Raw genomic sequence first — 14,487 nt, 5'->3', positions numbered from 1 at the left:
TGATCGGCTTCAGATAGGTTCGTTGGCAGCATCGCTGTCATCGAATTCGCTGGAGAATTGCAGCGGCGCATTGGTATTTCCCAACGCCAGCGACTTCACGTAGATCGGCGCCAGCGGCGCTTCCTGCACGATGTCCAGCAACTGCTCCTTGGCCAATTCGAGCAGCGCCAGGAAGGTGACCAGCACGCCGAGCTTGCCTTCCTCGGCAGTGAACAGCGATTCGAAGCGATAGAACCTGCCGTCGTCCAGGCGGCTCAGCACATCGCCCATGCGCTGGCGCACGCTCAGCGCCTCGCGCTTGATCGCATGGCCGGTAAACAGCTCGGCGCGCTTGAGCACGTCGTACAGCGCCATCAGCATTTCTTTCAGTTCCACCGGCGGCGGCAGCTTGACCGCCGCGCGCTCGGGCAGATGCGCCTGCACCGGCGCGCTGTCGCGGCCCATGCGGGGCAGGGTATCCAGATCCTCGGCGGCCTGCTTGAAGCGCTCGTATTCCTGCAGGCGACGTACCAGCTCGGCGCGCGGATCTTCTTCTTCGCCATCCTGGCTCGGCGGGCGCGGCAACAACATGCGCGACTTGATCTCGGCCAGGATCGCGGCCATCACCAGATATTCGGCGGCCAGTTCGAAGCGCAGCTCCTGCATCACATTGATGTAGTCCACGTACTGCCGGGTGATCTCGGCGACGGGTATATCCAGAATATCCAGGTTCTGGCGCCGGATCAGGTACAGCAGCAGGTCCAGCGGGCCTTCGAAGGCATCCAGGATGACTTCCAGCGCGTCCGGCGGGATATACAGATCCTGCGGGATCTGCAGCACCGGTTGCCCATGCACCACCGCCAGCGGCATTTCCTGCTGCTGTGGCGGCGCGCTCGTGGCTGGCGGAGTCGCGACGTGCGCGAGTTCGGAATTCATCAGGTCGACATCGGGTCTTACGGTCGCCGGCCACGGTCTTAAGCCGTGCCTGCAGGGCTTTGCCTTGAGTTATTACGATCAATGTCGTGCCTGGGCCGGCACGATCCCACAAATCCACATATAACGTGCGCCGCGTGGCATGCGGCGACGGAACAGCGAGGAGGTCGTCTACGCGAGCCGGCGGTGGGCAGCGAATCGCTCGTCGAGTGTGGCGTGGGGCCTGGGCCGACGGGCCGCTGCGTCCGGTTGCGTGTGCAGTGGTGCCAAGGGTAATGCGTGCGCGGGGGCGGTGTCCAGCACTGACGCGGCTAGAATCGGGCGGTGATCTTCAAGTTCTGGCGAGGTGGCGTGTGTGGTACGTAATCGAAGGGTATGACCGGGCCGACGCCCTGGCGGCGCGGCAGCAGGCGCGACCGGCGCATCTGGCGCGCCTGCAGGCCTTGGCGGCAGCGGGCCGCTTGCTGGTAGCGGGCCCATGCCCGGCCATCGACGCCGAGGATCCCGGTCCGGCCGGCTTCAGCGGCAGTGTGGTGATCGCCGAGTTCGACGCGCTGGAGGATGCGCGCGCCTGGGCCGACGCCGACCCGTACGTGGAGGCCGGCGTGTACGTGCGCACGGAGGTCCGCCCGTTCCGGCGGGTGTTGCCATGAGCCGGGTCGAGCGAATCCGCGCGGCGGTGCAGGCGGCGCTGGCGCCGACCGAACTGGAGGTGGTGGATGACAGTCATCGCCACGCAGGCCATGCCGGCGCACGCGACGGGCGCGGGCATTTCAATGTCCGCGTGGTCAGTGCCGCCTTCGCCGGCAAGCCGCCGCTCGCGCGCCACCGCGCGGTGTACGCGGCCGTCGGCGAGATGATGCAGACCGATATCCATGCCTTGTCGATCGAGGCATTGGCGCCGGGGGAGGCCGGCTAGCCGGAGCGCCCAGACCGCGTCATGTAGGAGCGCACCCGGGCGCGACAGCGCGTTACCAATAAAGCCCCGTCGCGCCCGGGTGCGCTCCTACGGGCGCGGCAGTGCCCGGGTGGACGACCCAGCCATGGCGCCTAGCAGCAGCACCTCCATGACATAGCCGTAGTACACCTGAGCGCGGCTGCATTGCCGGCGATGGCCCATCACGCGCTCTTTCTGCGAGCTACTTGCGAGGCGCGACGCGATAGAGATTCAGCCCTTGGTAGCCGCGCTGGCGCGTCGGTGTCACGAACTTCGCCCGCGCGCTGTCGACAGCCCGACACGCCTTGCCGGGTGGTCATGCCCGCACCGGTCACGCCGCGGAGAAAACTGCCAACCGTGATCCGCGTTGTGCTTCGTTTGTGGACACATGGGCACGTATTTGTTGCGTCGCAGCACATTGCTTCACGTAGTCATCACTTGCAGATGCTTGATCTGTAAGCGGTTTCACACGCGTGAAGACAGGGGTTTACGCCCGCTTATGAAAACGCTTACAGTCCGCGCCAGTTTTGGGAAGCCGGTCGCGGAGGGCGACACGCATGGCCAAGGGTGCGGTCACCATCAAAGATGTTGCACGGGAAGCGCAGGTGTCCGTGGCGACGGTGTCGCGCGCGCTCAACGGGCACGACAACGTGGCCGGACCGGTGCGCCAGCACGTCATGGAGGTCGCCGAACGGCTGCGCTACAGCCCGCACGCTGCTGCGCGCAGCCTGAGCAGCCGGCGCTCCCAGACCCTGGGCGTGGTGCTGCCGGATCTGTACGGAGAATTCTTTTCCGAGTTGATCCGTGGCATCGATGGCGCCGCCCGCGCTGCCGGCCAGCACCTGCTGGTGTCCAGCTATCACGGTGATCCGGAGGCCCAGGGCAGGGCGCTGCGCTCGATGCGGGGTCGGGTGGATGGCTTGCTGGTGCTTTCGCCGTATGCCGAGCAGCCCGGTTTCCTGACCGACAACCTGCCGCAGTCGCTGCCCACGGTGCTGATCAATGCCCACTTGCCCGGAGCCGGCTATCCGGTGCTGAGCATCGACGACCACGCCGGCGCCATGGCCATGACCGAGCACCTGTTACGGGCCGGGCACCGGCGCATCGCCTTCATCGGCGGGCCGGCGCTCAATTTCGATGCGCGCGAGCGCCTGCGCGGGTTTCGCGACGCGATGGCCGCACACGGTGAGCAGGCGCAGGGCATCGAATATGCCGGCGACTTCGACGAAGCCTCCGGCCATCGCGCGGGGCTGGCCATGCTGGCCGCCGGCCCGCTGCCCGATGCAGTGTTCGCGGCCAACGACATGACCGCGCTGGGCTGCCTCTACGCGTTTGCGCAGGCCGATATCGTGGTCCCGGACGACGTTGCGCTGGCCGGTTTCGACGACATCCCGCTGGCGCGTTTCGTGCACCCGGCGCTGACCACGATGCGGGTCAGCATCGCGCGCCTGGGTGAGCAGGCAATGACCCGCCTGATGCGGCTGGTCGAGACCCCCGGCGGTGACGACGGCCTGCGCCAACTGCTGCGGCCCGAGCTGGTGATCCGTGCGTCCTGCGGAGCCGGCGACGCCGGCGGCTGACCTTTTCGCGGACGTCCTGTCCGCTCCCGCTGCCCCCGCAGCGGTCGTTCCTGCAAGACCGCAACGCCACAACAACAATCTGTACCGATCCCTGGAGGGACCAATGCGCCACCACCACTCCCATACCGCGCGCCCGGCGCGCAAGCTGCTCAGCTGCGCCCTGGCCAGCTGCCTGCTGCTGGGCGCCGCGCCTGCATTTGCGCAGAGCACCGCGGCGACCATCCGCGGCCAGGTCACCGTCGACGCTGCACCTGCGGCGCAGGCCCAGGTCACCGCGACCAATCTCGCCACCGGACTGACCCGGAGCGTACAGGCCAGCAACGGCGGTTACTCGGTCGGTGGCCTGCCGCCGGGCTCCTATCGCATCGACGTCACCGCCAACGGCCAGACCAGCTCGCAGAACGTGACGGTGCAGGTCGGCCAGACTGCGACCCTGAACCTGGGCGTCGGCGGCGAGCCGGCCACGGCGGCCGGTGGTAACGCCACCACGCTGGATGCGGTGCAGGTCAAGGCGCCACCGGTACTGGTGGAAACCCGTACCTCCGAGAACGCCACCTACATCTCCAACGTGCAGATCCAGAACCTGCCGCGTGCCACGCGCAACTTCCTGGAACTGGCCGACACCGTGCCGAACGTGCAGTTCACCCGCGACGCCAACGGCACCACCAAGGTGCGCTCGGGCGCCACCTCGGCCGAGGGCACCAACGTCTACATCGATGGCGTCAGCCAGAAGAACTACGTGCTGACCGGCGGCGTCAGTGGCCAGGATTCCAGCCGCGGCAACCCGTTCCCGCAATCGGCGATCGGCGAATACAAGGTCATCACCTCCAACTACAAGGCCGAGTTCGATCAGGTCAGCGGCGCGGCCATCGTGGCCTCGTCCAAGTCGGGTACCAACGATTTCCATGGCAGCTTCTTCTGGGATACCAGCAACGACGGCTGGCGCGAGGAGAGCCCGCTGGAGAAGAAGGCCGGCGTGCGCGACGACTTCGAGGAAACCCAGTACGGCGCCACCTTCAGCGGCCCGATCCTCCAGGACAAGGCGCATTTCTTCATCGCCTATGAAGCCAAGGAATACACCACGCCCAACGTGGTGATCCCCGGCTCGATCTATTCCGACCGTATCGACCAGCTGCCGGCGCAGCTGCAGCCGCTGGTGGCCACCTACAGCACGCCATTCAAGGAAGACCTGTACTTCGGCAAGATCGACTGGACCATCGGCGAGAACAACCTGTTCGAGCTGACCGGCAAGTACCGCAAGGAAGACGAGCTCAACGACGTCGGCCGCACCTCGACCTACGAGCACGGCAGCGTCAACGGCCAGGAAGAAAAGCGCGCCAACCTGCGCTGGCAGTACAGCGGCGCCAATTTCCTCAACGAAGCCAACCTGAGCTACGAAAGCGCGTTCTGGAACCAGGCGCCGCTCAACGACGGCACCGGCTACGTGCTGAGCTATGTGCCGGTGCGCGGGATCGAGGACGAAGTCTTGTCTGCCGGCGCCGGCAGCAGCTTCCAGCGCAAGGGCCAGAAGGGCTGGACCTTCCAGGACGACCTGACCTTGAACAGCCTGGAATGGCATGGCGCCCACACCGTCAAGATGGGCGTGAAGTTCAAGAGCATCGATCTGGACTCGACCCAGTTCAATCCGGCCAACCCGCAGTACTACTACAACATCCTCACCGACGTGCAGACGCCGTACCGCGTGCGCTTCGGCGCGCCGCTGGTGGAAGGCGGCGGGTCGGTGGTGTCCAAGAACAAGCAGTACGGCATCTACCTGCAGGACGACTGGGAGGTCAACGAGCACTGGACCCTGAACCTGGGCGTGCGCTACGACTACGAAGAAACCCCGGCCTTCCTGGACTTCGTCACCCCGACGGAGGTGGCCGGTGCATTGCAGAACTGGCCCAACCTGCAAAACGCCAACTACAACATCAACAACTTCATCAGCACCGGCAACAACCGCAAGGCCTTCAAGGATGCCTGGCAGCCGCGCCTGGGCGCGTCCTACGACCTGTTCGGCGACCAGGCCCACGTGATCTATGGCGGTGCCGGCCGTGCGTACGACCGCAACATCTTCGACTACCTGGCCCTTGAGCAGCTCAACAACTCGTTCAAGTCGTATAGCTACTACTTCACCAGCGCCAACAACGGTGCGTGCCTGGGCGACCCGTGCACGGCGTGGAATCCGGCCTACAGCACCCAGCAAGGGCTCGACGCGCTGGCAGCCACCAGCGCCGGCGGCGGCGGGCGCGAGATCTACCTGATCGACAACAACATCAAGACCCCGTACTCCGACCAATTCAGCATCGGCATGCGCAACATGGTGCCGCTGTGGGGCCAGGACTGGTTCACCGATGTGACCCTGAGCCGCATCGAAAGCCACGACGGCTTTGCGTTCCTGCGCGGCAACCGTCTGCCCGACGGTTCGTTCTTCCAGCCGGGCACCACCTCGGGCGTGCCGACCGACGGCCCGGATGGCTACAGCGCCATCGTGCTGGGCACCAATGGCGTGGAGACCCGCAACAACCAGCTCGCGCTGCAGATCGAAAAGCCGTTCGACGAAGACTCCGGTTGGGGCCTGACCGTGGCCTATACCTATTCCGATGCCAAGGAGAACCGCCAGTTCGGCGAGCACTACGCGCTGGACCGCGAACGTATCCAGGATTACGGCTGGCGTGAAGCCGGCGGCATTCCCAAGAACCGCCTGGTGGTCACCGGCATCTATGAGTTGCCGTACGAGATCAAGCTGTCCGGCAAGCTGTCGCTGGCCAGCCAGACCGCGCGCTACGGCCAGAATTGCCTTGCCGGCAACGATCAATGCGACATCATCCAGTTCAAGCCGGACGGCACGCTGGGCTACAAGGAGTTCAGCATTGCGGCCAACAAGCAGTGGGATACCGGCGCAGGTGTCAAATTCAACGTGCGTGCGGATATCCTCAACGTGTTCAATTGGGTGAACTACGCCAACTTTAACGGCGACACCGGGACACTGGCTGACTTGAACACGGCTTACGGCACACCGACCGGTGTGCTGGCGTCGCCGATGCGTACCTTCCGTCTGGCCTTCGGTCTGGACTGGTAAGGTCCTCGACCGCCCCGGCAACACGGCCGGGGCGGTCGAACTCGGCGCTTGGATAGGGTAGGTTGGCGTGCGAGATGTAATCGATTACACAAGCGGGGGGCGGATGGACAGGGGCAACACGTCGCGTTGGTTGACGATTCCACTATTGCTGGGCGCGCTGCTGCTGGCGTCCTGTAAACAGGCCGAGGAACCCAAGGTGGCCGAAAAGAAGGCGCCGGTGAAAGTCATCCTGATCGAGGCGCAGTTGCCGCCCAAACCGGTCAAGCCGCCGCTGCCGCCGCTGTTCTCGGACATCGAACGCCGCACCTTCCAGTTCTTCTGGGACACCACCAATGAACTCAACGGACTGTCCCCGGACCGGTTTCCGTCGCGTCCGTTTGCCAGCATCGCCTCGGTCGGGTTCGCGCTGACCGCGTATCCGATCGGCATCGAGAATGGCTGGGTCAGCCGCAATCAGGCGATCGACCGCACCCTGACCACACTGAAATTCTTCCGCGACGCGCCGATGGGGCCGCAGCGGACCGGTCGGGCCGGATACAAGGGCTTCTACTACCACTTTCTCGACATGCAGCAGGGCAACCGCTACGACAGCTGGGTCGAGCTGTCGAGCGTGGACACCGCACTGCTGATGATGGGCGTGTTGTTCACCCAGTCGTATTACGACGGCGAGGACCCGCGCGAAAAAGAAATCCGCCAGATCGCCGACACGCTCTACAAGCGCGTGGACTGGCGCTGGCTGCAGCAGCGTGCGCCGCTGATCTCGATGGGCTGGTTCCCCGAGAGCGGCTTCATCGACCACGACTGGATGGGCTACAACGAGGCGATGATGCTGTACATCCTCGCGCTGGGCTCGCCCACGCACGGCGTCGACCCGGAAGCGTGGACCAGCTGGACCCGTACCTACAACAACGACTGGGGCGTATACCAGGGCCAGGAATACCTGTCCTTCGGCCCGCTGTTCGGCCACCAGTACAGCCATGTCTGGATCGATTTCCGCGATATCCAGGACCAGTACATGCGCGAACGCGGCATCGACTACTTCCTCAACAGCCGCCGCGCCACCCTGGCCCAGCGCGACTACGCCATCGACAACCCGATGAAGTGGAAGGACTACGGCGAGAACGTCTGGGGCCTGACCGCCGGCGACGGCCCGCAGAACACCAGCCAGGAATACCGCGGCGAGCAGCGCCAGTTCCGCCATTACTCCTCGCGCGGCGCCGGCCTGCGCGAGAACTTCGACGACGGCACCATCGTGCCGTCAGCGGCGATCTCCTCGATCGTGTTCGCCCCGGAAGTGGTGATCCCGGCCACCGAGGAAATGCACAAGCGTTACGGCAACTTCCTGTATTCCAGTTACGGGTTCCTGGACTCGTTCAACCCCAGCTTCAACTACGACATCCCGCTCAAGACCGGGCGCATGGTGCCGGACCGCGGCTGGGTGGCCAGCGATTACATCGCCATCGACCAGGGCCCGATCCTGGCGATGATTGCCAACTACCAGAACGAATTCGTCTGGACGGTGATGAAAAAGAACCCCTACATCCGTGCTGGTCTGGAACGCGCCGGCTTCACCGGTGGCTGGCTCACGCCCGAGGGTGAGCCGCAGCCGTTGCCGCAGAAGGACGAGCAAAAGGCAGCTGCCCGCTCGCTGGGCATGGCCGAATCGCGTGCCGCCGCCGCCCAGGCCCAGCAAGACCCCTCGCAACGCCAAAAACCCGAGTAATCCGTGCGCCTTTTGAAACTGTTGATGTTGGCCGCCGCCTTGTGTGCAGGTGCGGCGGGATGTAATCGCTCCGACCCCGCCAAGACCACCGTGCGCTTCTGGGCCATGGGCAAGGAAGCCGAAGTGGTCGCCGAGCTGGTGGCCGACTTCGAAAAGCAGAACCCGGACATCCACGTCGATGTGCAGAACATCCCGATGACCGCGGCGCACGAAAAACTGCTCACCGCCTTTGCCGCCGACGGCTTGCCGGACGTGTGCCAGCTCGGCAACACCTGGCTGCCGGAATTTGCGCTGCTCGACACCCTGGAGCCGATGCAGCCGTATGTGGCGCGCTCGACCATCGTCGACCCGGCCGACTACTTTCCCGGCGTGTGGGACACCAACGTGGTCGATGGCACGCTGTACGGGGTGCCGTGGTATGTGGACACGCGCCTGCTGTTCTATCGCAAGGATCTGCTGCGCGAGGCCGGCTACGGCGAAATGCCCAAGACCTGGGCGGAGATGGAACAGGTGATGGCGGCGATCAAGCGCAAGGTCGGCTCCGGCCGTTACGCCATCCTGATGCCGCTCAACGAGTTCGAACAGCAACTGTCGTTCGCGCTGCAGCAGGACGACCGCCTGCTGCGCGACCACGACAACTACGGCAACTTCCGCGGCGCCGGTTTCCGCAAGGCGCTGGGCTTCTACGACGGCATGTACCAGAAGGGCTGGGCGCCGAAGGTCTCCGAGACCCAGGTGTCCAACGTCTGGTACGAATTCTTCAATGGCTACTACGCGTTCTACCTGTCCGGGCCCTGGAACGTGCGCGAGTTCAAGTTGCGCCAGCCGCCGGGCATGGAGGGCAAGTGGGGCACCGCTGCATTGCCTGGGCCGAACGGCCTGGGTGCGGGCATTGCCGGCGGCTCCAGCCTGGTGATCTTCAAGTCCTCGCAACGCAAGGATGCCAGCTGGAAGCTGATCGAATATCTGTCGCAGCCGCAGGTGCAGGCGCGTTTCCACGCCATCATCGGCGACCTGCCGCCGCGCCGCAGTACCTGGAAGTTGCCGTCGCTGGCCAACGACGAACTGGCGCATGCCTTCGGCGACCAGCTTGAGCGGGTCAAGGCCACGCCCAAGGTGCTGGAGTGGGAGCGCATCGTGCAGGAAATGCGTCTGGTGACCGAGCGCGTGGTGCGGGGCGGTCAATCGCACGACGCCGCCGTGCAGGAACTGGATCAACGCGTTGACGAGATTCTGGCCAAGCGCCGCTGGATCTTCGAGCAGGAGGGCGGGCATGTCGGTCCGGCCGGTGAGACGGCCACACCCGCAGCAGCACCGTCTGCTGCAGAAATCGTCACGCCAGCCGCCGCCGCGGGCCAGGGAGCCGCACGATGATGAAGCGCAATTCCGTCGCCGGCTGGGTGTTCGCCGCGCCGTCGATCATGGTGCTGGGCATGTTCTTCGGTGTGCCGGTGTTCGCCGCGCTGGTGCTCAGCGTCACCGATTTCGACCTGTACGCACTGGCCGACAGCAGCCACCTGCGCTTCGTCGGTCTGGGCAACTACATCGAACTGCTGCAGACGCCGCTGTTCTGGAAGTCGTTGTGGAACACCACGTATTTCGTGCTGCTGGGCGTGCCGATGTCGATCGGCGTCTCGCTCGGCGCCGCGCTCCTGCTCAATGCCAAGGCCTCGCGCTTCAAGGCCTTGTTCCGCACCGCCCTGTTCGCGCCGGTGGTGACCACGCTGGTGGCGGTGGCGGTGATCTGGCGTTATTTGTTCCACATCAAATATGGCCTGGTGAACTTCGGCCTCAGCCATCTGGGCATCGCTCCGATCGACTGGCTGGGCGACCCGCGCTGGGCCATGCCCACCATCATGCTGTTCGCGGTGTGGAAGAACTTCGGCTACAACATGGTGATCTTCCTGGCCGGGCTGCAGGCGATCCCGCAGGACCTGTACGAGGCCGCGCGCATCGACGGCGCCTCGCGCTGGAAGCAGTTCCTGCACATCACCTTGCCGATGCTCGGCCCGGTGTTGATGGTGGTCGGCGTGATCACCATTTCCGGCTATTTCCAGCTGTTTGCCGAACCCTACGTGATGACCCGCGGCGACCCGCTGCAAAGCACCGTCAGCGTGCTGTATTTCATGTTTGAGGAAGGCTTCAAGTGGTGGAACCTCGGCCGCGCGTCGGCGGTGGCGTTCCTGTTGTTCCTGATCATCCTGGCGGTGACCACCGTGATGCTGCGCTTTGGCCGCAAGAAGGACCTGATATGAGTCGTGATGTTGGCGAATCGCGCTGGAATGCCGTGCTGGTCAACGGCGGCCTGCTGGTGCTGGCCCTGATCAGCCTGGCACCGCTGCTGTGGATGCTGTCGGTGTCGTTCATGCCCACCGGCGAGGCCAGCCGCTTCCCGCCGCCGATGCTGCCTTCGGCGTTCACCACCGCCAATTACCACGAGCTGTTTGCACGAACCGGCATGGCGCGCAACTTCGCCAACAGCCTGCTGGTCTCCGGGCTGATCACGCTGGGCTCGCTGCTGATCAACACCATGGCCGGTTATGCGTTCGCCAAGCTGCAGTTCGTCGGCCGCGAGCGCATCTTCAAGATCCTGATGGCCGCCCTGGTGATCCCGGCGCAGGTGGCGATGCTGCCGCTATTCCTGCTGATGAAGCAGCTGCACCTGGTCAACAACATTGGCGGAGTGGTAGTGCCGGCGCTGGCCACGGTGTTCGGCATCTTCCTGGTGCGCCAGTACGCGCGCAGTATTCCCGATGAATTGATCGAGGCCGCGCGCATCGATGGCGCCAGCGAGATGCGCATCTTCTTCCAGATCGTGCTGCCGATGCTCAAGCCGGTGCTGGTCACCCTCACTATCTTCACCTTCATGGGTTCGTGGAACGACTTCATGTGGCCGCTGATCGTGCTGACCGACCAGGAGCAGTACACCTTGCCGGTGGCGCTGGCGGCGCTGTCGCGCGAGCACATCATGGACGTGGAACTGATGATGGCCGGTGCGGTGGTGACGGTGATTCCGGTACTGCTATTGTTCCTGGCGTTGCAGCGTTACTACATCCAAGGTCTTCTGCTGGGGAGTGTGAAGGGGTGAAACCGATCGTTCGGGCAGTGCTTGCCATGGCCGCCGTTGCCAGTGGTGCGGGCGTGGCGCAGGCGCAGGAGCGCGTGCTCGACGGTTTCAACGACATCGGCGCGTGGCGCCTGGTGGTCTCCAACCAGGTCAGCGGTTCGCTGCGGCCGGTGGCCACTAGCTCGGGCGGGCATGCGTTGTGCCTGGACTACAACTTCAATGGTGTGTCCGGTTATGTCGGCATCCGCCGCAACCTGCCGATCGACTATCCAGAGAACTACCGCCTCGGGTTTTCGCTGCGCGGCGACTCGCCGTCCAACGATCTGCAGGTCAAGCTGATCGATGCCAGCGGCGACAACGTGTGGTGGGTCAACCGGCCGGGCTTCACGTTTCCGAAGAACTGGACCACGTTCAACTACCGCAAGCGCAACATCGAAAAAGCCTGGGGCCCAGGTGCGGACAAGCAGCTGCGCAGCAGCGCAGATGTGGAATTCACCATCTACAACAAGGTCGGCGGCAAGGGCACGGTGTGCTTCGATCGGCTGACGCTCACGCCGTTGCCGCCGGAAGACACCTCGCCGCTCAAGGCCGAGGCCATCACCGACACCGCGCCGGCACTGGAACAGCGCCTGGCCGACGGCAAGCCGGACACGTTCTGGCTCAGCGGCGCGGTCAAGCAACAGACGGTCACGCTGGATCTGGGCAAGGTGCGCGAGTTCGGCGGTGCCATCGTGCAGTGGGTGCCGGGCCTGCAGGCCTCGCACTATGTGGTGCGCTCTTCGGCCGATGGCCGCAGCTGGCGCGATCTGCGCACCGTCACCGCCGGCGCCGGCGGCACCGATTGGCTGGCGCTCCCCGATACCGAAGCGCGCTATCTGCGTTTCGATCTCAAGGACGGCCCCAACTGGCGCTACGGCATCAAGGAAGTGCAGTTGCAGCCGCTGGCATTCGCCGCAACGCCCAATGACTTCATCAAGTCGCTGGCCGCGCAGCTACCGCGTGGCAGTTATCCGCGCGGCTTCTCCGGCGAGCAGCCGTACTGGACCATCCTGGGTCTGGATGGCGGCACCGAGCAGGGCCTGATCGGCGAAGACGGTGCGGTGGAAGTGGGCAAGGGCGGTTTCAGTATCGAACCGTTCGTGGTCACCGGCGGCAAGGTGCTGCACTGGTCCGACGTCAGTAGCGAGCAGAGCCTGCAGGACGATTACCTGCCGATTCCCAGTGTCGATTGGCACCACGATCTGATGAATCTACGCGTCACTGCCTTCGTGCAGGGCACTCCCGATCAGGCGCAACTGGTCGCGCGTTACCAACTGCACAACACCGGCAAGGAGGCGCGGGACTTCACCCTGGCGCTGGCCGTGCGTCCATTCCAGGTCAACCCGCCGGCGCAGTTCCTCAATACCCTGGGCGGCGTCAGCCGGATCGACCAGCTGGCCGTGGACGGCGGCCAGGTCAGCGTCAACGGCAAGCCGCGCGTGTTCGCTGCGCAGCGCCCGGATGCCAGCTTTGCCAGCGCCTTCGACAGCGGCATGGACGTCAGCCATCTCACCGCCGCCACGCCGCCAACAGTCACCCAGGTCAAGGACGAAACCGGCCTGGCCTCGGGTGTGCTGCTGTATCGCTGGAAGCTGGAGCCTGGTCAGCGGCGTGAAGTGGCGCTGGTCATTCCGCAGACCGGCGCCACGCAGTTGCCGGCCGGCTTCGATGCCGACACGGCGCAGCAGCAGCTCGCCCAGCAATGGCGCAGCAAGCTCGATCGGGTGCGCATCAGCGTGCCGGCCGAAGGCAAGCCGGTGGTCGACACCTTGCGCACGGCGCTGGCGCACATGCTGATTTCGCGTATCGGCCCGCGCCTGCAGCCGGGCACGCGCTCGTATTCGCGCAGCTGGATCCGCGACGGCGCGATGATTTCCGAAGGGCTGCTGCGGCTGGGCCGCGAAGACGTGGTGCGCGACTATGTCGACTGGTTCGCGCTGTTCCAGTTCGCCGACGGCATGGTGCCGTGCTGCGTGGACGACCGCGGCAGCGACCCGGTGCCGGAAAACGATAGCCATGGCGAGCTGATCTACAACATCGCCGAGTACTACCGCTACACCGGCGACAAGGCGTTCCTGGAAAAGATGTGGCCGCACGTCACCGGCGCCTACGACTACATGGAAAAACTGCGCGCCAGCGAACGCACCGAAGACAACTTCATGCGCAACCCGGCGTTCTACGGAATGATGCCGGTGTCGATCAGCCACGAAGGCTATTCGGCCAAGCCGGTACATTCGTACTGGGACAACTTCTGGGCGCTGCGCGGTTACAAGGACGCCGCCATGCTGGCCGGTGCGCTCGACAAGCCGGATGACGCCGCCCGGTTTGGCGCCGCACGCGATGAATTCAGTGGCGACCTGATCGCCTCTCTCGGTGCAGCGGTACGCCAGCACAACCTCGATTTCCTGCCCGGCTCGGCCGAACTCGGTGATTTCGACGCCACCTCCACCACCATCGCGCTCACTCCGGGAGGCGAGCAGCAGCGCCTGCCGCAGGAATTGTTGAACAACACCTTCGAGCGCTACTGGAAGGAGTTTTCCGACCGCCGCGACAGCAAGCGCGAATGGAAGGACTACACGCCGTACGAGTGGCGCAACGTGGCCGCATTCGTACGGCTGGGCTGGCGCGAGCGTGCCTGGGATGCCACTGCGTTCTTCTTCAAGGATCGCGCGCCGCAGCCCTGGAACCAGTGGGCCGAAGTGGTCTCGCGCACCCCGCGCACGCCGTTCTTCGTCGGCGACCTGCCGCATGCCTGGGTGGCCTCGGACTTCGTCCGCTCGGTGCTGGACATGTTTGCCTACACCCGCGAATCCGACCAGAGCATCGTGATTGCCGCCGGCACGCCGACGCGCTGGTTCGAGGGCAAGGGCATCGGCATCGCCGAATTGCGTACACCTTACGGCCGCCTCAACTACAGCTTGCGGCGCAGCGAAAAACAGCTGCAACTGCAGCTGCAACCCGGCTTGCTGATGCCGCCGGGCGGTGTGGTGTTTGCGTGGCCGTACCAGGGCGAACCGGGCAAGGCCAGCGTCAACGGCGAATCGGTCGACTGGCAGAATGGCGAGCTGCGCATCCAGCAGCTGCCGGCCACGGTGCAGATCGATGTGCCCAGCGCGGTGCGGCGGGCCGAGAAGGCCGCGCAATGAT

The 14,487-nt window shown here is 64.9% G+C and carries 10 protein-coding genes; 9 read left to right on the top strand and 1 reads right to left on the bottom strand.

All coding sequences use genetic code 11. From position 1 onward, the window contains the following. Positions 1 to 9: 9 nt before the first annotated feature. The gene (locus XnspCFBP7698_RS01820) at positions 10 to 915 is read right to left on the bottom strand and encodes a ScpA family protein (protein WP_039412622.1); all 906 of its coding nucleotides are present in this window, start codon (positions 913 to 915) and stop codon (positions 10 to 12) included. A gap of 350 nt (positions 916 to 1,265) precedes the next feature. Here XnspCFBP7698_RS01820 and XnspCFBP7698_RS01815 point away from each other — a divergent pair, with 350 nt between their 5' ends. From XnspCFBP7698_RS01815 to XnspCFBP7698_RS01775, 9 genes are all read left to right on the top strand, one after another. Next, a complete protein-coding gene (locus tag XnspCFBP7698_RS01815) occupies positions 1,266 to 1,565 on the top strand; it encodes a YciI family protein (RefSeq protein ID WP_039412619.1) in 300 nt (99 codons plus the stop codon). Continuing rightward, positions 1,562 to 1,831: a BolA family protein gene (locus XnspCFBP7698_RS01810; protein WP_047694949.1), complete on the top strand. Its 270-nt coding sequence runs from the start codon at positions 1,562 to 1,564 to the stop codon at positions 1,829 to 1,831. The genes XnspCFBP7698_RS01815 and XnspCFBP7698_RS01810 overlap by 4 nt, the downstream gene beginning before the upstream one ends. A gap of 575 nt (positions 1,832 to 2,406) precedes the next feature. Then, positions 2,407 to 3,429, top strand: a complete 1,023-nt coding sequence (locus XnspCFBP7698_RS01805) for a LacI family DNA-binding transcriptional regulator (protein WP_047694948.1) — start codon at positions 2,407 to 2,409, stop codon at positions 3,427 to 3,429. Positions 3,430 to 3,532: 103 nt separating this feature from the next. Then, positions 3,533 to 6,511: a TonB-dependent receptor gene (locus tag XnspCFBP7698_RS01800; RefSeq protein ID WP_104579690.1), complete on the top strand. Its 2,979-nt coding sequence runs from the start codon at positions 3,533 to 3,535 to the stop codon at positions 6,509 to 6,511. Positions 6,512 to 6,614: 103 nt separating this feature from the next. Next, on the top strand, positions 6,615 to 8,234 hold the full coding sequence (locus XnspCFBP7698_RS01795; protein ID WP_047694946.1) for a glucoamylase family protein: 1,620 nt from the start codon (positions 6,615 to 6,617) through the stop codon (positions 8,232 to 8,234). Between the two features lie 3 nt (positions 8,235 to 8,237). Further along, positions 8,238 to 9,608, top strand: coding sequence for a sugar ABC transporter substrate-binding protein (locus XnspCFBP7698_RS01790; RefSeq protein ID WP_104579689.1), 1,371 nt, complete (start codon positions 8,238 to 8,240; stop codon positions 9,606 to 9,608). Continuing rightward, a complete protein-coding gene (locus XnspCFBP7698_RS01785) occupies positions 9,605 to 10,489 on the top strand; it encodes a sugar ABC transporter permease (protein ID WP_074052444.1) in 885 nt (294 codons plus the stop codon). Before XnspCFBP7698_RS01790 ends, XnspCFBP7698_RS01785 begins: the two co-directional genes overlap by 4 nt. Beyond that, on the top strand, positions 10,486 to 11,322 hold the full coding sequence (locus XnspCFBP7698_RS01780; RefSeq protein ID WP_047694944.1) for a carbohydrate ABC transporter permease: 837 nt from the start codon (positions 10,486 to 10,488) through the stop codon (positions 11,320 to 11,322). The genes XnspCFBP7698_RS01785 and XnspCFBP7698_RS01780 overlap by 4 nt, the downstream gene beginning before the upstream one ends. Before the next feature lie 26 nt (positions 11,323 to 11,348). Further along, entirely contained in the window at positions 11,349 to 14,486 is a 3,138-nt protein-coding gene (locus XnspCFBP7698_RS01775; RefSeq protein ID WP_199680085.1) for a discoidin domain-containing protein, read from the top strand. Position 14,487: the final 1 nt, after the last annotated feature.

It is taken from the genome of Xanthomonas sp. CFBP 7698 (assembly GCF_003600855.1).
Taxonomy (GTDB): Bacteria; Pseudomonadota; Gammaproteobacteria; order Xanthomonadales; family Xanthomonadaceae; genus Xanthomonas; species Xanthomonas cannabis.
Note: the sequence above shows the minus strand (reverse complement) of the source record. Positions and strands in the feature narration are given on the sequence as shown.